At 68.5% G+C, this 22990-nt stretch carries 26 protein-coding genes and 2 riboswitches; of the genes, 4 read left to right on the plus strand and 22 right to left on the minus strand.

All coding sequences use genetic code 11. The features are described from left to right. Positions 1-14: 14 nt before the first annotated feature. The 7 genes from KIH27_RS11385 to KIH27_RS11415 all read right to left on the minus strand — a co-directional run bounded on the left by KIH27_RS11385 (position 15) and on the right by KIH27_RS11415 (position 8465). The gene (locus tag KIH27_RS11385) at positions 15-1175 is read right to left on the minus strand and encodes a lactate 2-monooxygenase (protein ID WP_214093061.1); all 1161 of its coding nucleotides are present in this window, start codon (positions 1173-1175) and stop codon (positions 15-17) included. A gap of 5 nt (positions 1176-1180) precedes the next feature. Further along, positions 1181-2032 carry a siderophore-interacting protein gene (locus KIH27_RS11390; RefSeq protein WP_214093062.1) on the minus strand — a complete coding sequence of 284 codons (852 nt, stop codon included), beginning with the start codon at positions 2030-2032 and terminating at the stop codon, positions 1181-1183. Positions 2033-2094: 62 nt separating this feature from the next. Further along, positions 2095-3906 (minus strand): molybdopterin-dependent oxidoreductase, encoded by a 1812-nt coding sequence (locus KIH27_RS11395; protein ID WP_307856848.1) that lies wholly within the window; start codon positions 3904-3906, stop codon positions 2095-2097. A gap of 27 nt (positions 3907-3933) precedes the next feature. Then, positions 3934-5286 carry an MFS transporter gene (locus KIH27_RS11400; RefSeq protein ID WP_214093064.1) on the minus strand — a complete coding sequence of 451 codons (1353 nt, stop codon included), beginning with the start codon at positions 5284-5286 and terminating at the stop codon, positions 3934-3936. Positions 5287-5322: 36 nt separating this feature from the next. After that, a riboswitch (Fluoride riboswitch) is annotated at positions 5323-5383 on the minus strand. Positions 5384-5434: 51 nt separating this feature from the next. Next, positions 5435-6589: a DNA-processing protein DprA gene (gene dprA / locus KIH27_RS11405; protein WP_214093065.1), complete on the minus strand. Its 1155-nt coding sequence runs from the start codon at positions 6587-6589 to the stop codon at positions 5435-5437. Further along, entirely contained in the window at positions 6586-8097 is a 1512-nt protein-coding gene (locus KIH27_RS11410; protein WP_214093066.1) for a YifB family Mg chelatase-like AAA ATPase, read from the minus strand. Before KIH27_RS11410 ends, dprA begins: the two co-directional genes overlap by 4 nt. Then, positions 8097-8465 (minus strand): YraN family protein, encoded by a 369-nt coding sequence (locus KIH27_RS11415; protein ID WP_214093067.1) that lies wholly within the window; start codon positions 8463-8465, stop codon positions 8097-8099. Before KIH27_RS11415 ends, KIH27_RS11410 begins: the two co-directional genes overlap by 1 nt. A gap of 166 nt (positions 8466-8631) precedes the next feature. Further along, positions 8632-8692: riboswitch (Fluoride riboswitch) on the plus strand. A 31-nt stretch (positions 8693-8723) separates the two neighbouring features. Between KIH27_RS11415 and KIH27_RS22995 the strand changes: the two genes are divergently transcribed. Together KIH27_RS22995 and KIH27_RS11425 are read left to right on the plus strand one after the other, a co-directional pair. Beyond that, positions 8724-9758 carry a PPE family protein gene (locus KIH27_RS22995; protein ID WP_214093068.1) on the plus strand — a complete coding sequence of 345 codons (1035 nt, stop codon included), beginning with the start codon at positions 8724-8726 and terminating at the stop codon, positions 9756-9758. 41 nt (positions 9759-9799) lie between these two features. Further along, positions 9800-10843, plus strand: a complete 1044-nt coding sequence (locus KIH27_RS11425) for a PPE family protein (RefSeq protein ID WP_214093069.1) — start codon at positions 9800-9802, stop codon at positions 10841-10843. A 4-nt stretch (positions 10844-10847) separates the two neighbouring features. On the opposite strand, the gene KIH27_RS11430 is transcribed toward KIH27_RS11425, so the two are convergent. The 5 genes from KIH27_RS11430 to rplS form a co-directional block, all read right to left on the minus strand. After that, a complete protein-coding gene (locus KIH27_RS11430) occupies positions 10848-11513 on the minus strand; it encodes a GNAT family N-acetyltransferase (protein WP_214093070.1) in 666 nt (221 codons plus the stop codon). Between the two features lie 50 nt (positions 11514-11563). Then, positions 11564-11869, minus strand: coding sequence for a DUF2469 domain-containing protein (locus KIH27_RS11435; protein ID WP_007171389.1), 306 nt, complete (start codon positions 11867-11869; stop codon positions 11564-11566). Next, positions 11866-12546, minus strand: a complete 681-nt coding sequence (locus KIH27_RS11440) for a ribonuclease HII (protein WP_214093071.1) — start codon at positions 12544-12546, stop codon at positions 11866-11868. Before KIH27_RS11440 ends, KIH27_RS11435 begins: the two co-directional genes overlap by 4 nt. A gap of 2 nt (positions 12547-12548) precedes the next feature. After that, positions 12549-13406: a signal peptidase I gene (lepB, locus tag KIH27_RS11445; protein ID WP_214093072.1), complete on the minus strand. Its 858-nt coding sequence runs from the start codon at positions 13404-13406 to the stop codon at positions 12549-12551. Between the two features lie 67 nt (positions 13407-13473). Next, positions 13474-13815 carry a 50S ribosomal protein L19 gene (gene rplS, locus KIH27_RS11450; RefSeq protein WP_214093073.1) on the minus strand — a complete coding sequence of 114 codons (342 nt, stop codon included), beginning with the start codon at positions 13813-13815 and terminating at the stop codon, positions 13474-13476. Positions 13816-14216: 401 nt separating this feature from the next. Here rplS and KIH27_RS11455 point away from each other — a divergent pair, with 401 nt between their 5' ends. Further along, positions 14217-15092 (plus strand): serine hydrolase, encoded by an 876-nt coding sequence (locus KIH27_RS11455; protein WP_250149954.1) that lies wholly within the window; start codon positions 14217-14219, stop codon positions 15090-15092. A 92-nt stretch (positions 15093-15184) separates the two neighbouring features. Here KIH27_RS11455 and trmD read toward each other — a convergent pair whose 3' ends face one another. From trmD to KIH27_RS11480, 5 genes are all read right to left on the minus strand, one after another. Further along, positions 15185-15871, minus strand: a complete 687-nt coding sequence (trmD, locus tag KIH27_RS11460; protein ID WP_214093075.1) for a tRNA (guanosine(37)-N1)-methyltransferase TrmD — start codon at positions 15869-15871, stop codon at positions 15185-15187. Continuing rightward, the gene (gene rimM / locus KIH27_RS11465) at positions 15868-16386 is read right to left on the minus strand and encodes a ribosome maturation factor RimM (protein ID WP_214093076.1); all 519 of its coding nucleotides are present in this window, start codon (positions 16384-16386) and stop codon (positions 15868-15870) included. Before rimM ends, trmD begins: the two co-directional genes overlap by 4 nt. A gap of 10 nt (positions 16387-16396) precedes the next feature. Further along, positions 16397-16639, minus strand: a complete 243-nt coding sequence (locus KIH27_RS11470; RefSeq protein WP_214093077.1) for an RNA-binding protein — start codon at positions 16637-16639, stop codon at positions 16397-16399. Between the two features lie 8 nt (positions 16640-16647). Further along, positions 16648-17121: a 30S ribosomal protein S16 gene (gene rpsP, locus KIH27_RS11475; RefSeq protein WP_214093078.1), complete on the minus strand. Its 474-nt coding sequence runs from the start codon at positions 17119-17121 to the stop codon at positions 16648-16650. Positions 17122-17289: 168 nt separating this feature from the next. Further along, positions 17290-17715: a nuclear transport factor 2 family protein gene (locus KIH27_RS11480; protein ID WP_214093079.1), complete on the minus strand. Its 426-nt coding sequence runs from the start codon at positions 17713-17715 to the stop codon at positions 17290-17292. A gap of 46 nt (positions 17716-17761) precedes the next feature. On the opposite strand from KIH27_RS11480, the gene KIH27_RS11485 reads away from it, so the two are divergent. After that, positions 17762-18634, plus strand: a complete 873-nt coding sequence (locus KIH27_RS11485) for a D-alanyl-D-alanine carboxypeptidase family protein (protein ID WP_214093080.1) — start codon at positions 17762-17764, stop codon at positions 18632-18634. 81 nt (positions 18635-18715) lie between these two features. On the opposite strand, the gene KIH27_RS11490 is transcribed toward KIH27_RS11485, so the two are convergent. The 5 genes from KIH27_RS11490 to KIH27_RS11510 all read right to left on the minus strand — a co-directional run bounded on the left by KIH27_RS11490 (position 18716) and on the right by KIH27_RS11510 (position 22989). Then, positions 18716-19219 carry a lipoprotein LppJ family protein gene (locus KIH27_RS11490; RefSeq protein WP_214093081.1) on the minus strand — a complete coding sequence of 168 codons (504 nt, stop codon included), beginning with the start codon at positions 19217-19219 and terminating at the stop codon, positions 18716-18718. A gap of 70 nt (positions 19220-19289) precedes the next feature. Continuing rightward, entirely contained in the window at positions 19290-19775 is a 486-nt protein-coding gene (locus tag KIH27_RS11495) for a lipoprotein LppJ family protein (protein WP_214093082.1), read from the minus strand. Positions 19776-19834: 59 nt separating this feature from the next. Further along, positions 19835-21556: an alpha/beta hydrolase gene (locus KIH27_RS11500; protein ID WP_250149955.1), complete on the minus strand. Its 1722-nt coding sequence runs from the start codon at positions 21554-21556 to the stop codon at positions 19835-19837. Beyond that, positions 21553-21852, minus strand: a complete 300-nt coding sequence (locus tag KIH27_RS11505) for a type VII secretion target (protein WP_214093083.1) — start codon at positions 21850-21852, stop codon at positions 21553-21555. The genes KIH27_RS11500 and KIH27_RS11505 overlap by 4 nt, the downstream gene beginning before the upstream one ends. A gap of 69 nt (positions 21853-21921) precedes the next feature. Then, on the minus strand, positions 21922-22989 hold the full coding sequence (locus tag KIH27_RS11510) for an amidohydrolase family protein (RefSeq protein ID WP_214093084.1): 1068 nt from the start codon (positions 22987-22989) through the stop codon (positions 21922-21924). Position 22990 lies beyond the last annotated feature (1 nt).

Here is a 22990-nt window from a genome sequence, read left to right on the forward strand (position 1 = left end):
CGCCCGCCGCGGGTTCAGGTGACGCGCCGCAGTGTGTCCGGGATGAGATCGGCGCGTGACCGGTAGCCGTCGACGGCCATGATCAGGTCGGCTTCGGCCAGCAGCGAGCGCAGCACGTGCACCACTCCGTCGGCGCCGCCCAGCGCCAGCCCGTAGGCGTAGGGCCGGCCGATGCCGACCGCGGTTGCGCCTAGCGCCAGTGCCTTGACGATGTCGGCGCCGGTGCGGATGCCCGAGTCGAACAGCACCGGCGCGCCGGCGGCGGCCTCGACCACGCCGGGCAGGCAGTCGAGAGCGGACAGGCCGCCGTTGGCCTGGCGGCCGCCGTGCGTGGAGCAGTAGACGCCGTCCACGCCGACGTCGAGGGCGCGGCGGGCGTCGTCGGGGTGGCAGATGCCTTTGACGATCAGCGGAAGCCGCGTCAGCGACCGCAGCCAGGGCAGGTCGTCCCAGGTCAGCGAGTGACCGAAAGTCTGCACCCAGGCCAGCGTCGCGGCCTGCGGGTTGTCCTCCGGCGGCTGCGCCAGGCCGGCTCGGAAAACCGGGTCACTGGTGTAGTTGGCGAGGCAGTGCCCGCGCAACTGCGGGAAGTTCGCCGTGGCCAGGTCTCGCGGTCGCCAGCCGGGCACCCAGGTGTCCAGGGTGACGACGATGGCCCGGTAGCCGGCCGTCTCGGCACGGGTCACCAGGCTGGCGGCCAGGTCCCGATCCTTGGGTGTGTACAGCTGGAAAAACCCTGGTGTGTCACCGAATTCGGCAGCGACGTCCTCCAGCGGGTCGGCGGTCAGGGTGGAGACCATCATCGGCACCCCGGTGCGCGCCGCGGCCCGCGCCGCGGCGAGGTCGCCGTGGCCGTCCTGCGCGCAGATGCCGGCGACCCCGATCGGGGCCAGGAACACCGGCGACGGCAGTGTCATCCCGAACATCTCCACGGACAGGTCGCGTTCGGTGGCACCGACGAACATCCGCGGCATCAGCCCCCAACGCTCGAACGCCTCGACGTTGAGTCGCTGGGTGCGCTCATCACCGGCGCCCCCGGCGACGTAAGACCAGACCGACGGCGACATCGCCGCGGCCGCCTTGGCCTCCAGTTCCGAATACGTCATCGGCAGCGTCGGCAGCACACCGGCCAGACCCTGCAGGTAGATCTCGAACTGGTAGTCGCCGAATGCCATGCCCGTCAGCCCGCCGTCACTGCTTCGGCCGCAGCGAGTTCGCGCTTCCACTGCTTGAAGCTCTCCTCGGTGCGTCCCCGCCGCCAGTAGCCGGAGATCGACGCCCATTTCGGGTCGACGCCGCGCTGCTTGCGGATGTATGGCCGCAGGTTGTGCATGACGGCCTGGGCTTCACCGTGGATGAACACCTGCACCTGACCGGGCAGCCAGGAAGCGCCGGTGACGGCTTCGATCAGCGGTGCGTTGTCACCGGCGCGGTCGGCGCCGACCAGGTCGGCGCGTCCGCCGCGGTAGATCCAACTCACCTGCACCCCGGGCGGAGCGTGCAGGGCGATCTCGTACTCGGGGCCGGCGATCTCGATGAACGCCTTGCCGACCGCATCCGCCGGCAACGCCTCCAGCGCGGCGGCGATAGCCGGCAGCGCGCTTTCGTCGCCGGCCAACAGGTGCCAGTCGGCCGCCGGATCGGGTGCGTAGGCCCCGCCCGGCCCCATCAGGTAGACCGGCTGGCCGGGTTGGGCGTTCGACGCCCACGGGCCGATGACACCGTGGTCACCGTGCACCGACACACCGAGGCTGATCTCGCGGGCGACCGGGTCGGCATGCCGCACGGTCATGGTCCGGATCACCGGCCGCTGTTCGTCCGGGAGTACCGCGAAACTGTCCTGGGTCAGTGGCTGGGGCAATCCGGCCACGTCGACGCCGCGCGGAATGAAGATCACCTTGACGTAGGAGTCGGTGTAGTCGCTCGGGGTGAACGTATCGAACCCGTTGCCGCCCAACACCACCCGAATCAGGTGTGCGGAGCGGCGCTCGGTGCGGATGACTTCGAACGAATGCACTGGTCGACCCGCCACACTGCCTCCTGCCCATCGGCTGACTGTTCGACTATACGAGCCGCCGCCGACCGGTCATCGGGTCAGATCGGCATCCGGTAGCCGTAGTACTCGTGGTCCTCGTTGTAGCCACCCATCCCGAGACCCAGGTGGGCGAAGCTCTCGACGAACTCGATGGCCTCGACCCACTTGACCATCTTGAACCCGAGTTCGTGTTCGTTGCGCAGTCGCAGCGGTGCACCGTGCGCTTCGGTGAGCGGGGCGCCGTTCATCTCGTAGGCCAGGATCGTCGTCGGCTCACTCATGTGGGCGATCTTGTGGCAGTCGTAGAACCGGCCCTCCGTCGACGGCCCGGATCCCTCGGCGAACGAATAGAACACCACCCACTGCGCCGACGGCAGTGGTCGCACGATCTCGCAGATGTCCGACATCCGCACCCCACCCCACTTGGCGATCCCGGTCCAGCCCTGGATGCAATGGTGCCCGGTGATCTGTTCGTGTTTGGGCAGTGCGAGCAGTTGCGCGTAGGTCAGGCTGACCGGGTTCTCCACCAGGCCTTCGATGCGCAGCGCGTAGTCCGCCCAGCCACCGGCCTGCAGCGCCCGGTAGCGCTCCGAGTCGGGCAGGGTCCCGTTGGGCCACAGGTACGGCGAGATGTCCGCCTCGGCGTAGGTCGCGCTCGGATGCGGCCGCTCCATCAGTCCCTTGATCCAGCCGATCGTCGCCACCCCGACTCGGCGGACCACCGCCGGGTACCGCAGCGTGACGGGTGAGGCGGCCAGCCACAGCGCGGCGATGACGACCATCGCGATCACGTAAACGACTACCGCCCAATACGATTGGGTGTCGGTTCCCAGCACGATGTGGTTGAGGTTGTCGACCAGGCCGGTGGTGAACACCATGACGGTGTGCATCGCGATGAACACCACCATCCAGACCAGGACCGCGAAATGCACAGTGCGGGCGACCTGTTCGTTGAACGGGCCGTGATCCAGGCCGAACCTCGCCGCGATCGACGGCGCCTGCAGCAGCCCGGTGGCGAACGCCAGCGGTGCGGCGATGAACACCGTGGTGAAGTAGGCGATCACCTGTAGCCCGTTGTAGTTGGTGAAGCCCTCGTTTGCGGGGAAGTCCAGTGACAGGTACTGCACGGCGGTCGACAGCGCATTGGGCAGCACCTCCCACGACTGCGGGACGATCCGCCGCCACTCCCCCGTGACGAACAGCAGCACGTAGAACACCGCCCCGTTGAGCAGCCACAGCACATCGAAGCCGAAATGCCACCACCGCGCCAGGCCAACGGTGTGCCGAACCCCGGGAATGCCAAGCCATTTCGGCAGGCCCACCGAATCATCCTTGGCTGTCCACACCTCCGCGGGCCGGTTCTGATCCATGCGGTCCGCCGGCACCGGCGGACGCATCCGGAGCCACGCGCTGCCCGGCCGGCAGCCCTGGTTGAGATACAGCCGCGGGTGGTCGGCCAGAATCTGCAACCCGGCCCGCATCAGAAACATCATGAACACGATGTTGAACAGATGCTGCCAGCGCAGCCAGGCGGGGAACCCGGTGCGGATCGCCGGGGTGAAGGCCGACGGGGTGCCCGGGGTTCCCGGGTAGGCGGCGATGAAATCCTGCATCCAGCCGTACCGGCGCAACTGCTGTGCGAGCGCCACCGCGACCAGCAGACCGGCCACGGTGATCGGGATCAACCACAGCGAGGAGACCCAGCGGCGACCGATCCGCACCGACGGGACCTGGGCCATCTCCTCCGGTATCGACCCGGCCCAGTGGCCGACCTCGACGCGGCGGTCCAGGATCCCTTGGCGCGGGCCTTGATCGAGCAGCGCTTCCAGCGACGACGCGGCGCTGCGGCCCGAAGACGATTCACCAGCCACGCTCATCACTCCCTCCAAATTCCGGTGTTACCGACCGGGTCCGGCGCCACTCGGGCGGACGTAACTCAGATAGGTCAGCAGCGCCGCCCCGACGTAGCCCGCCAGGAAGATCCAGAACGCGGGTGTCTCGGTGCCGCTGACGGCGTAGGCCTGCCGCAGGGTCAGGTTGATCGCCACCCCGCCGAGGGCGCCGATCGAGGTGGCCAGACCGATCAGTGCGCCGGACCGGGAACTCGCCCAGGCCCGGCGGTCCTCGGCACTGCCATCGAGTGAGCGACTGCGGGCGTCGAAGATCGAGGGGATCATCTTCGTCACCGAACCGTTGCCCATGCCGGCGAGGACGAACAGTGCGAGGAATGCGGCGATGTAGCCGGCGATGTTGACCGCCGACAGGCAGCCGACCGTACGGTCGTCGTAGGCGCTGGCGGCGATCAGCAACCCGGTCGCCAGGATCATCGCGGTGAACACCGCCAGTGTGATGCGCCCGCCGCCATACCGGTCGGACAACCGTCCGCCATAAACGCGGGACACGGCGGCCAGCAGTGGCCCGACGAATGCGATCGCGGCGGCATGCAAGGCGGCCTGCGCGGGGCTCTGCCCGCCCTCGACGAAGGTGACGTGCAGCACCTGGACGAACACGAACGCGAACCCGATGAACGAACCGAATGTCGCGCAATACAGCAGCGTGATCGTCCAGGTGTCCGGCAGCCCGAGAATCGCCCGGACCGCACCCGCCCGGGCCGTCCCACGATCCAGGTTGTCCATGCGCAGCGCGGCGCCGACGCCGCCCACGGCGAGCAGCACCAGGTAGATCGCGCACACCCAGTACGGTTGACCAAAACCGGCGATGGCCAGCACCAGCAACCCCACCAGTTGGATCACTGCCACCCCGAGGTTGCCGATTCCCCCGGCCACTCCCAGCGCCAGACCCTTCAGCCGCTGCGGGTAGAAGCGTTCAACGTCGGCGAGCGATGCCGCATAGTTGCCGCCGCCCAGCCCGGTCAGCCCCGCGCACACCAGGTACATCCACAGCGGCCGGCCCGGGTCGGCCAGCAGCACGATGGTGGCGACGGTGGGGATCACCAGCACCAGCGAGGAGATCACCGTCCAGTTGCGGGCACCGAATCGTGTCGTCGCCGCCACGTAGGGGATGCGCACCGCCCCGCCGATCAGGGTCGCGGTGGCCGTCAGCAGCAGTTTGTCACCGGTGGTGATGCCGTAGACCGCCTCCGGCATGAACAGCACCATCACCGACCACAGGGACCAGACGGAGTAGGCGATGTGGGTGGTCACCGTCGACCAGATCAGATTGCGACGCGCGACGGCGTTGTTCCCCGCCTCCCATGCGGCGGTGTCCTCGGGGTTCCAGGTGATGGTCATTGCGCCACTCCCAGTCCTCTAACCGCGTGCGTCATCGAACGGGTAGAAGCCATCAGCCAACATGGCACGTGCAGCGAGCCTCATCGCTTTGGCCGAGCCTACGCCCGGATATCTCGGACTGCGAGACATTACGGGAATGTCGCCGGTGTCATCGCGCGATCCGCTTGCTGCGGCGGGCGAGTCGCCAGCGCCCGTCACAGCGCTGCACCAGACCGGCTACTTCCAGCATCGCCAGCGGCCCCAGCACCCGCGCCGGTGCCAGTCCGGCCGCAACCGCGATCTCATCGACCGTCGTCATCCCACGGCCGGGCAGCGCCTCGTACACCTGGCGTTCGAGCGCGTCGAGACCGTCCAGCGGGGTTTCGGGGTGTGCAGGTTCATCGGCGAGTTCACCCATCCGACCGACGAGTTCGATGATCTCGTCGGCCCGGGTGACCAACTCGCCACCGGCGCGCAGCAGTGCGTGACAGCCCGCCGACGCCGCACTGGTCACCGGTCCCGGCACCGCACCGACCGGCCGGCCCAGCAGTCGCGCCCAGGAGGCCGTGTTCGCCGCACCACTGCGCAACCCCGCCTCCACGACCACTGTCGCCCCGGCGAGCGCCGCGACCAGTCGGTTGCGGGTCAGGAACCGGGACCGTGCGGGCCGGGTTTCCGGTGGGTACTCGGTGATCAGCAGCCCGTTGCCGCCGATTCGGTGCAGCAGCGCCGAATGGCCTGCCGGATAAGGGACGTCAATGCCCCCGGCGAGCACCGCCACCGTCAGTCCGTCACAGGCCAGGGACGCCCGGTGCGCCGCACCGTCGATGCCGTAGGCGCCCCCGGAGATCACCGCTGCGTCCCGCTCGGTCAGACCGGCGGCCAGGTCGGCAGCCACATGCTCGCCGTAGGCGGTCGCCGCTCTGGTGCCGACGATGGCCGCCGACCGCCCGGTGGTGTCGTCGAGCCGGGCCGGTCCGCGCACCCACAGCACCATCGGCGGGTGGCAGTCCGGTTTCACCGGCACCCCCACACCGTCGAATCCGGCGAATGCCAGCAGCGGCCACTCGTCGTCATCGACGGTCACCAGCCGACCACCGCATCGGTCGAGCAGTTCCAGATCTGCTGCGGCCCGGTCGATCTCGCGTCGCCCCTCGGTGCGCTTGCCCAACCGGTCGTCCACCTGACCGCGGCGGACCCGGTCGGTCGCCTCCACTGGGCCGACCCTACGCACCAGCGCAGCCAATTCCGGGCACGGCGGCTCGGCGACCCGGGACAGGTAGGCCCACGCATGAAGCTCCGCCGTTGACCATTGCGGGCTCATACGTCGGCACCCGACTGCCGGAAACTCAGCGCAACCGCAACCTCATCCGGCCCCGGGGAGGTGTGGCCGGCTAGGTCGCTCAAGGTCCACGCAACCCGCAGAGTGCGGTCGACGCCGCGGATCGAGAGCAGACCGCGGTCCAATGCGGTGCGCAGCGGCGCCATGGTCGCAGCGTCCGGACGGAACCGGCGGCGCAGCAGCGGCCCGCTGATCTCGGCGTTGGTGCGGGCACCGTAGCCCCGCCACCGGTCCACAGCGGCCGCCCGCGCGGCCGCGACCCGGCTGCGCACATCCTCCGTCGACTCACCACCAGAGCCTGCGAACGCCTCGGCCCGCACCGGGTGCATCTGAACCCGCAGGTCCACCCGGTCCAGCAGCGGCCCTGACAGCCGACCCAGGTAGCGGCGTTTGACCATCGGTTTGCAGACACAGTCCCGCTCATCGGCCGGTGCGCACGGACAGGGATTCGCCGCCAGCACCAACTGGAACCGCGCCGGATAGCACGCCACCCCGTCGCGGCGGGCCAACCGGATCTCGCCGTCTTCCAACGGTGTCCGCAGTGCCTCCAGCGCACTGACCCCGATCTCGGCACACTCGTCGAGGAACAGCACCCCGCAGTGTGCCCGACTGACCGCGCCCGGTCTGGCCAGACCGGAACCACCGCCGACCAGGGCCGCCACGCTGGAGGTGTGGTGCGGGGCGATGAACGGCGGCCGGGTGATCAGCGGGGTGTCCTCCGACAGCAGCCCGGCCACCGAGTGGATCGCGGTCACCTCCAGCGACTCATCCTCGGTCAGCGGGGGTAGCAGACCCGGGATCCGCTGTGCCAGCATGGTTTTGCCGACTCCCGGTGGCCCGGTGAGCATCAGGTGATGTGCGCCGGCTGCGGCGACTTCGACCGCGAAACGCGCCTGGGCCTGCCCTACCACCTCCGCCAGTTCCGCGGGCGGTTCCGCTGCCGGGGGCACAACACTCACCCGCTCCGCTAGTCGAGTGCCACCGCCCAACCAACTCAGCAGCTGGCGCAGGGTCTCGACACCGAGGACCTCGACGCCGGCGACCAGACTCGCCTCGGCCAGATTGTCCATCGGGACGACGACGGCCGGCCAGCCGTCGTCTTTGGCCGCCAGCACCGCGGGCAGCACCCCGCGCACCGGCCGCACCCGCCCGTCGAGTGCCAACTCACCGAGCAGCACGACCTTCTCCAGCCGCGCCCAGCTCTGCTTGCGGTGCGCCGACAGCACGCTGACGGCCAGCGCCAGGTCGTAGACCGAACCCATCTTCGGCAGCGTGGCCGGTGAAAGCGCCAGCGTCAGGCGGGTTTGGGGCCAGTCCTGGTCACTGTTGGTGATCGCCGCTCGCACCCGATCTCGTGACTCCTGCAGCGCCGCGTCCGGCAGCCCGACCAGGTGCACACCCGGCAGGCCGCCGCTGATGTCGGCTTCGATCTCCACGATCTCACCGGTCAGGCCGCGCACCGCGACCGAGAATGCCCTACCCAGCGTCATCAGCCGACCCCCGCCAGGTGAGTGATCTCCGGGGTCCGTCGCCGGCCGACCCGCACCCCGATCACGTCGATACGGACATGCGGCGCATGGGTCGCACTGCCAGCCAGCCACAATCCGGCCAGCCGGCGCAGCCGTCGCAGTTTGCGCTCGGTCACCGCGTACGCCAGGCCGCCGAATCCGTCACCACTGCGGGTCTTCACCTCGACGAAGACCACGGTGGATCCGGTCGGGTCGACGGCCACCGCATCCAGTTCCCCGTACCGGCAGCGCCAGTTGCGGGCCAGGATCCGAAAGCCCTGTGCGATCAGGTGATCCACGGCGACCTGTTCCCCGAATGCGCCCAGTTCGGCCGGTGTCAATGTTGTCATGGCGCCAGTGTCGCGACGACGGGCGACAACGGTTTGCCCGATCAGCCCCGGATCACGGCTTCACCGGTCGGTTATCCCCAGTCCCGAGTCCATCCACAGCGCCGAGCGGGGTGCGCTGACAGAGACCGAGAAAACCTGTGGCGGATCACCTCGCTGCGGGGTACCGTCTGCAGCAGGTGATGAAGCTCACCTTAACCGCCGCCTCGGCTGATGGCTTCTACCAGTGGGGAATTCACGGTAGAGGCGGTGTGCGCTCAGATGTCACCATTCCCAGACTTCGGCTCCTTGCCGCCGGAAGTCAACTCTGCCCGGATGTATCTCGGTCCGGGGGCGGCGCCGCTGCTGGCGGCCGCCGAGGCGTGGGGCGCACTCGCCACCGAACTCACCATCGCCGCAACACGATTCGGCTCCGTGATCGCCGACCTCGTCGGTTACGACTGGCACGGTCCGGCGTCGGTGTCGATGGCCCGATCCGCGGCGCCCCATGTCACCTGGCTGCACAGCACCGCGATCGTCGCCGAGCAGACCGCGATGCAGGCGAGGGCGGCCGCCGCAGCCCATGAGTTGGCGTTCACGATGACCGTGCCACCGCCGGTGATCGCCGCCAATCGCAGCCTGCTGACAGCCCTGGTCGCGACGAATTTCTTCGGGCAGAACACCCCGGCGATCGCGGCCACCGAAGCGCACTACGCGCAGATGTGGGCGCAGGACGCCCTCGCGATGTACACCTACTCCGCATCCTCGGCCACGGCGAGCAAACTCACCCCGTTCACCGAACCCCGGCCGACCACCAACGCGGCGGCTAGGCCCGGCCAGGCTGCGGTGACGAATCCACTGTCGGCATCAGTCCTGTTCACCACGGCGTTCTCCGCCACGAAGGTCATCAACACGGTGATGTCGACGATGTCGAGTGCGGTCTCCGGGCGCGGCATCCTCATCGTCAACGAGAGACTCGCGTCCGGCGGGGCCGCCGCTGAGGAGGGCGTCCTCGTCGCTCTCCCGATGCCGGCCGGTCCGCCGCCACAGGTCGCAACAGCATCACGCACAGCGTCCGCTGCAATGGGGCGGGCGGCGCTGGTCGGGAAATTGTCGGCGCCGACACGATGGGCGACGGTCGCGCCGGGGACGCCGACGACCACTTCCGCACTCGCCGCCGACACTTCGGCCAGTCTCCCCCCGAGTTCCGGCAGTGTGTTCAGCCAATCGGTGCTGGGCACGCTGTCCCGCGACGGACCCGACCGGCCACGGCAGAAGAGCAAGCCCATCATCGTCCGCTCCCCTGCCGCCGGATAGCGGCCATCCGACCAACACAAGTTTGAGAAGGGTTGTCACTCATGGATTTCGGGACTCTCTCACCGGAGATCAATTCCACACGGATGTACAGCGGCCCCGGCAGCGGTCCGCTGCTGGCCGCGGCCTCCGCCTGGCGGAAGCTCAGCGAGGAGGTGAACTCGCTGGCGTCGGCCTACCTGTCCGTCGTCGCCCGACTGACCACCGACGGCTGGCGCGGGCCGTCGTCGACGATGATGGCGCAGGCCGCCATGCCCTATGTGACATGGCTGCACAGCACCGCCGCACAAGCCGAGCAGAGCGCCATCCAGGCGCAGGCCGCGGCCAGCGCCTACCAGACTGCGCATACCACGATCGTGCCGCCGGCGATGATCACCGCGAACCGCATCCACTGGCTGATGCTGGTGACGACCAATTTCTTCGGACAGAACAGCCCGGCAATCGCCGCCGCCGAGGCGCAGTACGACGCGATGTGGGCACAAGACACCGCCGTGATGAACGGTTATGCGGCGGCATCGGCGGCGGCCTCGGCGCTGACCCCGTTCACCACGCCGCCGGCCACCACCAACCCGGTTGGGGCAGCGGCCGCGCAGAGCGCTGCCCCACTCGCGTCGTTCACCGCGGTCGACGTATTCAACGACACGGTGAGCTCTCTCAGCGGGGCCGCGTCGGTCAGTAGTTCGTCATTCGGGGGCGCGTCCATCGGGACGACAAACCATGCCATCGCGGTCAACGCCGAGCGCGACGAGCACCAGGGTGTCGGCCCCTTCCTGGGGCTCGGCACCACACCGGTTGCACGACCGGCGCTGGAACGGCCACCGGCGGTGGCACTGATAGGGCGTGCCACGATCGCCGGATCCCTGTCGGTGCCGCAGGCCTGGGCGGCGACCGTTCCGGCCATGACCGGCGATACAGCCGCAGCCGTACCGCCGGCCCGGGCCACAACCGCGTCGCTGAGTTCCGGCGCTCTGCCACCCGGCATGTTCGGGGAGTCGATGCTCGGCACCATGGCCGGTCGTGGCGTCAACAGCACCGCCGCGAAGCTTCGGCGGCCGAGCATCGTGCCGCGCTCGCCCGCGGCGGGCTGACGGTCTACCCGGCGTGCGCGCCCGGTGCCCGAACCACCAGCGGCACACCGGGGAAACAGGCCGCCAGCTCCGAGCGGGCCCGGCGCAGCGCGGCGGTGCCGTAGCCCTTCTTGCGCTGCTGCGGTTCGATCCAGATGCGGACGTTCACCTCGCCGTGGTTGAGGTCACCGAACACCAGCCCGATCTTCTGCCCGCCGTCGATCGCGACGAACAGTGCGGCGTCCTCGTCGTCGATGCGGCCCAGCACAGCCCGGATCTCGTCGTCGAGGCCGCGGGCCGGCGAGCCGGAGCCGTCGCCGCTGGCGCCGACGTCCTCGGTCCGCAGCGCGAAGATGTCCCGGTCGTCGGATCCGGTGAACGGGCGCAGCGCCAGTGTCTCGCCGACGCTGGCCGGCCGTTCCCCGAGCGTGAACGTCAGCTCGTTGTTCAGATCCTCCAGCTCGGCACGGATCCGGTCACGGGAATCCTTGGTGAGCTGATCCAACGACATGCCGATCACGGCCTCGCAGCCCAGGTGCGAGGTGCCGAGCAGTTCGGCGATCGCCTTCACCGCGGACGCGCGATCATCGGAATCGACGATTACGTCGAGCACCTCATGGCGGCGCTCCATGGCTTTGAGCAGGGCATCGGTGATCTCACGGCGGGAAACGGCACGGTCGACAGCGGTCATGCTGCCAAGCCTAGACCGGCGGCGGCCAGTGCGCGCGGCGATTTTTCGGGCTACTCCGGCAGCCGCAGTTCGGGCTTCTCGACTTCCTCGATGTTGACGTCTTTGAAGGTGACCACCCGCACCTGTTTGACGAACCGCGCCGGCCGGTACATGTCCCACACCCAGGCGTCGGAGAGCCGCAACTCGAAGTACACCTCGCCGTCGGCGTTGCGCGGCACCATCTCGACGCTGTTGGCCAGATAGAACCGCCGCTCGGTCTCCACGACGTAGCTGAACTGCCCCACGATGTCCTTGTATTCGCGGTACAGCGAGAGCTCCATCTCGGTTTCGTACTTCTCGAGATCCTCAGCGCTCATCTGGTCAGCCGTCCTTCTGCTCGGTTGCGCCGCGCCTTCTGCACGTTGGCGTAGGAGTATCGATGTTCGCTGCACGGCCCGAGCCGCGCCAGCGCCGCGGTGTGTCGCGCCGTTCCGTAACCCTTGTGGTCGGCGAAGCCGTAGCCCGGGTGGTCGGCGTCCAGCGTCGCCATGAACCGGTCCCGGCTCACCTTCGCCAGCACACTCGCCGCGGCGATGCAGGCCGCGGCGCCGTCACCGCCAACCACCGGCAACGACGGCATCGGCAGCCCCGGCACCGGAAACCCATCGGAGAGCACGTATCCCGGCCGCACCGTCAGCCCGGCCACCGCCCGGCGCATGCCCTCGATGTTGGCCGCGTGCACCCCGCTGCGGTCGACGTCGGCCGGCGGGATGAACACCACGTGGTAGGCCAACGCGTGCCGGCGGATCAGCGGGAACAGGGTTTCGCGCGCCTTCTCGGTGAGTTTCTTGGAGTCGTCCAGCGCCTCGAGCACCGCGGCCCTGCCCGGGCCGAGCACACATGCCGCCACCACCAGCGGTCCGGCACAGGCGCCCCGCCCGACCTCGTCGACGCCGGCCACCGGCCCCAGGCCGCCGCGGTACAGCGCCGACTCCAGCGTGCGCAGCCCCGGCGATCGGCGGATCGCCGTGCGCGGCGGCCAGGCCGAGGGCATTGCTACGGGCCCTGCTCGGACATCTTCTGCGGGTTGATCGCCCGCACCAGCCCCCACCGGGACGGCGGCCAGGCGATGAACCGGGTCTTGCCGATCACGTTGTCCACCGGCACGGTGCCCGCGTCGGCGTCGTCGCCGGTGCACAGCAGGCGCTCCCGATAGCCTTCCGGGGTGTTGTCGCAGTGCGCGCGGGAATCCGAGGAGTGGGTGCGGTTGTCGCCCATCACCCACAGCCGCCCGGCCGGGACGGTCACCGGGCCGAACTCGCTGCCCAGGCACGGGTAGACGACCGGGTCGACCATCAGCGTGGCGGGATTCAGGTACGGCTCGTCGAGTTCCTTGCCGTCCACGGTCAGACCGGTGTCGTTGCGGCACTGCACGGTCTGACCGCCGACCGCGATGACGCGCTTGACCAGATCGTTCTCGTCCGGCGGCACGAAACCGATGAACGACAGCGCGTTCTGCACCCAGCGCACCGCGGTGTTGTCCGACCGGATCGACCGGTAATTCTTGTTCCACGACGGCGGCCCGCGGAAGACGATCACGTCGCCAGGCTGCGGCGAACCGAACCGGTAGGTGATCTTGTCAACCATGATCCGGTCGCCGACACATCCATGGCAGCCGTGCAGCGTCGGCTCCATCGACTCCGACGGAATCAGATACGGCCGCGCCACGAACGTCAACGTCAGGTAGTAGAGCACCAGCGCGATCGCGACCAGTGTGGCCGACTCGCGCAGCGTGGTCCGCTTCTTCTCGTCAGCGCTCGGCTCGGTCGCGGTCTCCGCGACGCTCGAGTCGACCGCCGGCGAGGTCTCCGCATCGGACGAGTTCTCGGGCTGCGAGCCCGTGGTTTCCGTCACGAGAACAGGGTAGTGACCGCGCCGGCGGTGCCCGGAACCGACCGGGCGAGCCCTGACGCGGCGAGCGTCAGCGCTTCTCCTTGATCTTGGCCTTCTTGCCGCGCAGCTCGCGCAGGTAGTACAGCTTCGCCCGACGGACGTCACCGCGCACCAGGACGTCGATGTGGTCGATGTTGGGCGAGTGCACCGGGAAGGTGCGCTCCACGCCCACGCCGTAGCTCTCCTTGCGGACCGTGAACGTCTCACGGATGCCGCCGCCCTGCCGGCGGATCACCGCGCCCTTGAACACCTGGATGCGCTCCTTGGTGCCCTCGATCACCTTGACGTGCACGTTGACCGTGTCACCGGGTGAGAAGGCCGGGATGTCGTCGCGCAGCGACGCCTTGTCGACGATGTCCAGCGTGTTCATGCGAAAACACTTCCTCGCGGGTCGCGGCTGCAGGCCTGTCCGTACGCGAGCTGAGTGCGCACGGACGGTGACCGAGCCGATGGATTCGGGCATGTTGTCGCGCCGTGCGGTGCCGGGCACCCTCGCAACCGTCGGGTCGACTGCGGCGGACAACTGCTTAATTGTGCCAGATGGGGCGCGGCCAGTGAAATCGTGGAAATCACCGCTGGTCGCTACCACTGGAACGCGTCGCATCATGGTAATTCTGAAAGTGGTCGAACTGCACGATTCGTGGGTCCACGCGGTAACGTATTCCGCGGGCCGACGGCACTGTGGTGAGCCAGCAACCCAATTACCAGCGTCATCCATGTCGAGGAGGTCTCGTCGCTGTGCGGCCATCGGTACTGCTCCTGACGATCGTGATGGCGATATCGACCGTGGTGTTCGGCTGCGACGAAAAGGTCTACGGCGCCTCCCCGGTCCGGGCGACTCAGTACCGGGCGGCTGACGTGACGCCGGTGGTCACCGCGATCGATGCGCCGCTTGCCCCGGCGGTACCGCCGGTGGCGGTGCTCGACGGCCTACAGGTGCGGATGAAGCAGGCCACCGATGAGGCAGCGACGGCCGGTGCGAACATTTCGGTGGCCGTGCTCGACCGGGTCACCCACCAGCTGGTCACCAACGGCAACACCCGCCCGATCGCGACGGCGTCGGTGGCGAAGCTGTTCATCGCCGACGATCTGCTGTTCCGCCAGACGGAGGCGGGCCTGTCGACCGATGAGCGGGCCGCGCTGGACGTCATGCTGCAGTCGTCCGACGACGGCGCCGCGGAGACGTTCTGGAACCGCAACGGCGGTAACGCGATCATCACCCGGGTCGCCGGCCGTTACGGCCTGAGCGGAACCGGGCCGCCATCCAACGGTGCGTGGTGGAACACGATCAGCACCGCCCCGGATCTGACCCGCTACTACGACATGCTGCTCAACGGCTCCGGCGGGCTGCCGGCCGAGCGAGCCGACATCATGATCAACGACCTGGCGGCATCCACCCCGAACGGCATCGACGGCTACCCGCAGCGGTTCGGAATCCCGGAGGGGCTCTACAACGAGCCGGTGGCGGTCAAGCAGGGCTGGATGTGCTGCATCGGCAACAACTGGATGCACCTGTCGACCGGCCTGGTCGGCCCGGACCGGCGCTACGTGGTGGTGATCGAGTCGCTGCAGCCCAGCACCGACGCCGTCGCCCGGACCACGATCACCCAGGCGGTCAAGACCATCTTCCCCGGCGGGCGGATCTAGACCCTGCCCCTTGCTGGTGCGAGCGTGCACAATCCTCCGGGAAAACCCCTGGTGGAGCCGGACAATTGTGCACGGTCGCCGGAGGAGAACACCTAGCCCAGCAGGTCCGGTCGACGCTCCCGGGTGCGCTGCACCGCGGCCTCGTGCCGCCAGGCGTTGATCTTCGCGTGGTCGCCGGAGAGCAGCACCTCGGGCACGTCCAGGCCACGCCAGTTCGCCGGCCGGGTGTAGCTGGGCCCCTCCAGCAGGTGATCCCGCTCGGCGGAGTGCGAATCATCAACGTGCGACACCGGATTGCCCAGTACGCCGGGCAATAACCGCAGCACGGCCTCCAGCATCACCAGGGTCGCGACCTCACCGCCGGCCAGCACATAGTCACCGATCGAGACCTCCTCGACCCGCATCCGGCGGGCGGCGTCATCGGCGACCCGCTGGTCGATCCCCTCGTAGCGCCCGCAGGCGAACACCAGGTGCTGTTCGCGGCTCCAACGTTCTGCGGTCGCCTGGGCGAACGGCATACCGGCCGGCGTCGGCACCACCAGAACCGTGCTGTCCGAACAGATCTCGTCGAGCGCCGCACCCCACACCGGTGCCTTCATCACCATCCCGGGCCCGCCCCCGTAGGGGGTGTCGTCCACCGAACGGTGCACGTCGTGGGTCCAGCTGCGCAGGTCATGGATCACCAGCTCGACCAGGCCGGACTCGATTGCCTTGCCCGGCAACGATTCTCTGATCGGGTCGAGGTACGACGGGAAGATCGTGACGACATCGACCCTCATGGCAGGTCCAGCAGCCCGTCCGGCGGATCGATCTGCACCACCCGGTCTTCCAGCGACACCGAGGTGACGATCGCGGCGACGAACGGCACCAGCAGCTCGCCGCCGCCGGTGCGTTTAACCGATAACAGCTCACCGGCGCCGGTGTGCAGCACCTCGGTCACCGTGCCGAGATCCTCCCCCGCCACGGTGCGCACCCGCAGGCCCTCCAACTGGTGGTCGTAGAACGTGTCGTCCTCGTCGATCGGCGGCAGATCCGCCGAGTCGATCACCAGCAGGCTGCCCCGGATCGCGTCGGCCGCGTCCCGGTCGGTCACCCCGGCCAACCGGACGAGCAGCCGGGCGCCGTGCTGGCGCGCCGACTCGACCACGCAGTCCCGCGGCTTTTCGCCGCGCTTCTTCGCACGTAGCACCGTGCCGGGCGCGAACCGGTCCTCCGGGTCGTCGGTGCGCACATCGACGACGACCTCGCCGGCGATGCCGTGGGCTTTGACCACCCGCCCGACGGTCAGCTCCATGAGCGGCTCGCTACCGGTCGGTGTCCACCACGTCCACGCGGATACCGCGTCCACCGATGCCGGCAACGAGGGTGCGCAGCGCGGTGGCGGTACGGCCGCCGCGGCCGATCACCTTGCCCAGGTCATCGGGGTGGACGTGCACCTCGACGGTGCGTCCACGCCGGTTGGTCACCATGTCGACGCGCACGTCGTCCGGGTTGTCGACGATGCCGCGCACCAGGTGCTCGACGGCGTCCGCCACCATCGCACTCATCGGCGGTGTCAGCTCTCGGTGGCCGGCTCAGCCGGCTCGGCGGCGGGCTCGGCCTCGGCCTTGGCCTCGTCAGCCTTCGGCTCGTCCTTCTTGGGGGCCTTCTTCTTCTTGAGCGTGGTGGCCTCGGTGGTCGGGCCGCCCTCGGCCTCGGCCAGTGCGGCGTTGAACAGCTCCAGCTTGCTCGGCTTGGCCGGCTTCACCTTCAGGCGACCCTCGGCGCCGGGCAGGCCCTTGAACTTCTGCCAGTCACCGGTGATCTTCAGCAGCTTCGCGACCGGCTCGGTGGGCTGCGCGCCCACGGACAGCCAGTACTGGGCGCGCTCGGTGTCGATCTCGATCAGGCTCGGCTCTTCCTTCGGGTGGTAGCGGCCGATGACCTCGATCGAGCGGCCGTCGCGGCGGGTGCGCGCGTCGGCGACGACGATGCGGTACTGGGGGTTGCGGATCTTGCCAAGCCGGGTGAGCTTGATCTTGACAGCCATGAGTCACTCCTGGGTATCACGCTGCAATTCAGCGATGCGGGCGGGTTTGCCCGGATCCGGTTTTGCCTCGCGTGTCTGGCGCACCGTACGACCGTGGTCGGGCGGCGGACAGCCACCGATTGTGCCAGAAGGCCCCCGGTCAGCAGAAATCGGCAGGAGTCGTCGCCGTCAGGTCCGGTCGAAGCACTTAGTCTCCACCCGGCGACTCATCCGCCAACCGTCGGCGGTGCGGACGAACTCGTCGTCGTACCAGAACCCGAGCAGCATCGTGGCGGGTTTCTCGGGGGTCTCGGTGGCGAAGACCATCGGGTTGAAGCAGAACGTGCGCGCGGTGGCCGCGTCACCGTCCACCCGGATCGACGGCAGTCCCAGCATGTGCGCGTAGCCGACGAAGTTCGGCAGCACCTGCGCCAGCCACGCCTTCACCTGCGGGTAGTACCCGTCGATGCCGCCCATCGCGCGGTAGTCGATGTAGGCGTCCGCGGTGAACACCGCGTCGAGGTCATCGAAGCAGCGGGTGTCGATCGCGGTGCTGTAGTCGACCAGCAGCTGCTGAATCTGCCACCGGTCGGAGATCTCGGCCTGGCTCACCATCGTTCGATTCAACACGACCGGCCGGGGCTGGCTAGGCTGAACCGCCATGCGGAGATTCCTCGCCTGCACCGCCCTGCTGCTGACCGGCCTGCTCTCCCCCTGCGCTCCCCCGGCCGCAGCCGATGTCGCCCAACCGTTCGGTTCCGCACCGATTCCCGACGGCCCGGCCCCGGCCTGGATCATCGCCGACCTGGACAGCGGCCAGGTGCTGGCCGAGCGGGACGGCTACGCGGTGCACCCGCCGGCCAGCACGATCAAGGTGCTGCTGGCGCTGACCGCCCTCGATGAGCTGCCGCTGGACGCCACCGTGGTCGCAACCCCGGCCGACACCCACGTGGAGTGCAACTGCGTCGGCATCAAACCCGGCCACACCTACACCGCCCGCCAGTTGCTGGACGCGGTGCTGCTGGTGTCCGGCAACGACGCCGCCAACACCCTGGCCGACATGCTCGGCGGGCCGGACGCCGCGGTGGCCAAGATGAACGCCAAGGCCGCCGAGGTCGGCGCCACCGCCACCCATGCGTCCACTCCGTCCGGGCTGGACGGCCCCGGCGGTCCGGGCGGCACCACCCCGCACGACCTGGCCGCGATCTTCCGGGCGGCGATGGCCAACCCGGTGTTCGCCCAGATCACTGCGCAGCCGTCGGCGATGTTCCCCACCGACACCGGCGAGAAGTCGATCAGCAACATGAACGAACTGCTGTTCCGCTACCCTGGCGCGATCGGCGGCAAGACCGGGTTCACCGATGCCGCCCGCAAGACCTACGTCGGCGCCGCGGCGCGCGACGGCCGGCGACTGGTGATCGCGATGATGTTCGGCCTGATCCATGAGGGCGGCCCCACCTACTGGGATCAGGCCGCCACCCTGCTGGACTGGGGTTTCGCGCAGAACCCGCAGTCGGGCGTCGGCACGCTTTAATCGCCGGCCGTGCACAGCTGACCGGCATTTCCCCTGGTGGGGCCGGTCAACTCTGCACGGTCGCGGGATTGCGGTCGGACGCTACGGCGATTCCAACTCCGCCGTGACGTCGCCACGGTCGAAGGGGTCCTTCGCGTGGTCGTAGGTGTCCCGGCACTGGCCGTAGAGTGTGATACGCGCGTGAGCTCGCAACGGCACGACATACATGAAGTCCACCTCCGCGTCCACGTCGTTCTTTCTCAGAGCCGTTGTGTGCGAATGAAAGTCAGGATCCCCCTGCCACCCGTGCTGCTGCAACGCGGAGATCACCGTTGTCGGGGCCACTGGACTCGACCTGTCGGCCCCCGGCATCCAGAACACCAGTACGAGTTTGCCGCGGAACGGGCCTTTGTTGTTGTCAGTGCAGGATTCGTAGGTGAACGTCGTCCTCGTCAAGCTGCCCTGTAGACCTAGGTCCCGAACCAAACCCTTACCGGCATCGATCACTTGCGCGCGGGCCTGTTGCGGCGTCATCGGATTCGTCACCGCGTCACCACAGCCGGCCAACATCGCGGCAAACACCGGCAGGCCAACAGCCCCGATCACGCGTCTCCAGCGAGTACTCAACGGTCATGCTCCTCGATGTTCCTTGGCGCGCAACCCATCCGGGTGAACGTTAGGGCGATTCCAACTCCGCCATCACGTCACCGCGGTCGTACGGGTCCTTCGAGTGGTCGTAGGTGTCCCGGCATTGCCCGTACAGTTCAATGCGCGCGTGTCCTGCCGGGGGCGGATAAGCCTTGACCACATGCACCACCGCGTCCACGTGGTTCTTCTCCAACGTCACGCCGTGTGCATGAAAGTCAGGGTCACCCTGCCATCCGTGCTGCTGCAACGCGGTAGTTAACGTCGCCGAGTCCGCTGGACCGGACCGGTCGACCTCCGGCATCCAGAAGACCAGCATGAGTTTGCCGCGGTACGGGCCTTTGTTGTTGTCGGTGCACGATTCGTAGGTGAACCTCGTCTCAACCAGAGAGCCACGCAATCCCAGGTCCTGGACTAATTCTTTACCGGCATCGATTACCTGCGCACGCGCCTGTTGCGGCGTCATCGGATTCGTCACCACATCACCACACCCCGCCATCACAGCACCCAGCGCCAACGCCCCGATCGCACTGAGCACGCGCCGCCAGCAAGTACTCAATCCTCATACTCCTACCTCTAGTTCGTATGACTGTGATTGTCGTGCGCATGCCGGCCTCTCTCCGGATCCAAGGCCTGGTCGAGACCCAGAGGGGTGGCCGACGTGCCGGGGATTGGGATCAGTGTCCCCGGAATTCGGATCGGCGCTTTGGTGTACCAGTGATCCGCGCGGTGCTCGGCGGTCATCCCGTGCTGCTGCAACTGATCACCGTGGCCCGAGGCGATGTCGGCCATGCTGTAGAGGGACTCCGATCCTTTCTCGAAGTATCGACTGTGATCGGTGCTGAAGTCGTGCCGCGATGACTCGGCGTGGAACCGAGTGGAACCGAACCCGTCGATCGAGGGGTCCTTGCCCAGGCCGAGACCGGGGCCGTTGACGTGTTCCCGGCCGAAGTAGGTGACCGGATCGGTGCTCGCTGCCCCGACATACAGATGCCCGCCCGGCGGCAGATGAAAATCGGCCGCGGATTTCGCCAGATCGGTGCCGGGACTGCCGATCAGCACGATGTCGTCGACGCGCATGCCATATCTCGCCGCTGCATCGGCAACCGTGGTGGAGCCGTAGGAATGGCCGATCACCGTCAAATGCGACGGAGTGCCTTGATGGTCCGCCCTCAGCGCATTGACATCGGCGGCCAGCAGTTCGGCGCCGTGACGCGCCATGTTCGGCACCGCGACGGCCTGATCGTTCGGTGCGTCGTACCCCATCCACATCACCACTGCGTTCGACTTGCCGGGGTCGGCCAAGCTGGTCTCGTTGTAGAGGTTGACCGGATCGGGGTTGTCCATAGACCCGGCCCTCACGGACGTGGTGAGACCGGAGACCTTCACTGTGGTGTTGTCCGCGGTGTCGGGGTTGCCGATCGCGATCGCCGCGGAACCCTTGCCGCCGAACGCCTCCGGGTCGTACTTCAATAGATAAATCGGCGGGTGCTCGTTATTGCTGCCGATGGCGTCGTCTCGGTAGCGCTTCAGAGCCTTCTGGACCTCGTTCGCATTGTGGTAGCGCACGATGTCGGTGGCGGTCAGACCGTACTGCTCCGGATGCGCCTGGACCTCCTCGACGCTGACATGATGCTTCTCGGCCGCTGACGTGACCCGGGCCAGATCCTGTTGCTGGATCTTTAGATTCGCCTCGCTCTTCAGCTCACTCGGGGTCGGCGGTGTGGCCTTGTCGCCGGGCGCCGGCGTCCCGCCACCCCCGGTGTCCCGGGTACTGTCCAGCGCCGAAACCGCCTGCCGCAGCGTCTGATCGGTGCGTTGATCGGCGGCGTCGAAGTCGGTGAGCATCCTCTTGAGGGTGATGGTCTCGCGGGTCGCCAGCATGCGGATCGTCAGCGCATTGCTCGGGCTGATCCGCGCGAGCACGTCCAGCGGACTGCCGGGACGCACCGACACGGCCCCGTCGGGGGCGACCTGCCAGCCTTGGCCCTCCAGCTGCGCGACTGCCTGCAGCAGCGACGTGCGCAGCTGCGTCAGCTGCTCGCCGCCCGCGGCCATAGCAGCCTGCAGCCTAGTCAGGGCGTCGTGCACGGTCTGCATCTGCACGAGGGTTCGTTGTCCGTCGACGATCGCCGCATCCGCGCCCGCGCCCTGCCACCCGGCCGTCAGCGCGGCCAGGTTGGCCCGCTGCCGCTCGATCTGGGCCTGGTAGACCACTGCGGCCACACTCATCTGGGCGGCACCCTGGGTCAACGCGTCGGGATGGGCGGCCTCGACTTGCGGGATGGTGATGGTCATCGGCCGGACTGCTGCAACCGTCGGCCGAACGTCTCGTCGGTGGCGTCGTACTGTCGGGCGGCTGCGTCGAGCTTGTCCGCGTGACCGTCCAGGGCCGTGCTGACGGACCGGTTGGCCGGTTCCAGCGCCGCCCGGGCAGCGTGGCATCCGCCGGCACTACGCAACCCCAACAGGCCGGCTGCAGTATCGGCCAACGCCTCGTTGGCTCCGGTGTTTGAGACGGCGGCAGCCACTGCCCTCTCCCGGGCGGCAACGTCACGCAACACCGGTGGATTCACTCGCAGGGTGGGTGCCACCCGTTCATCGTAAAGCGGCCGACACCGCGGTCCTGGCACCAATTTCAGAGGCGCTACCAGGGGAGCCGGTCAGTACACCCGCCCGCCGAGCATCACCAGATCCGGCGCCCGCAGCACCTCGGGGCCGGTGCGCGGGTCTTCGGCGAAGCACACCAGGTCGGCCGGCGCGGCGTGTTCCAGCCCGGGTCGGCCCAGCCAGCGCCGGGCGTCCCAGCACGCGGCGCCCAGCGCGTCGGTGGCGCTGAGACCCACCCCGGTCAGCGCGAAAACCTCGTCGGCCACCCGACCGTGCGCGACCATCCCGCCGGCGTCGCTGCCCGCGTAGATCGGCACCCCGGCCTCGCACGCCGCGGAAATCCGCTGCCGGCTGGTGGCGTGCAGTGCCCTCATATGCGCGGCGTACGTCGGGTACTTGGCGGCCGAGTCGGCGATGCCCGGGAAGTTGTCGATGTTGATCAGCGTCGGCACCAGCGCGGTGCCGTGCGCCAGCATCGCCTCGATGATGTCATCGGTGATGCCGGTGCCGTGCTCGATGCAGTCGATGCCGGCGTTGACCAGCCCGGGCAGCGCATCCTCACCGAAGACGTGCGCAGTGACCCGAGCCCCTTCGGCGTGCGCGGCGGCGATCGCCTCCACCAGCACGGCATCCGACCACAGCGGCGCCAGATCCCCCACCCCGCGGTCGATCCAGTCCCCCACCAGCTTCACCCAGCCGTCGCCCAGGCGCGCCTGCTCGGCCACTGCCGCGGGCAGGTCCGCCTCGTCGTCGACGTCGATCGCGTAGCCGGGGATGTAGCGCTTGGATTTCGCCAGGTGCCGGCCGCCGCGGATGATACGCGGCAGGTCGGGACGCAAATCCAGCTCGCGGGTATCGATCGGTGAGCCGGGGTCTCGGATCAGCAGCACCCCGGCGCGACGTTCGGCCTCGGCCAGCGTGATCGCCTCATCGAGGTCGACCGGCCCATCCGGCCCGATCCCGACGTGGCAGTGCGCATCGACCAGGCCGGGCAGAATCCAGCCACCGTCGAAGACGGTGTCGGCTCCGCCGACCGGTTCGACGCTGATCTGCCCACCGACGATCCAGTACTGCACCGGTTCGCCGTCGGGCAGCCCGCGGCCCCGCAGATGCAGGACCAAA

Source organism: Mycolicibacter acidiphilus, from assembly GCF_018455725.1.
Taxonomy (GTDB): domain Bacteria; phylum Actinomycetota; class Actinomycetes; order Mycobacteriales; family Mycobacteriaceae; genus Mycobacterium; species Mycobacterium acidiphilum.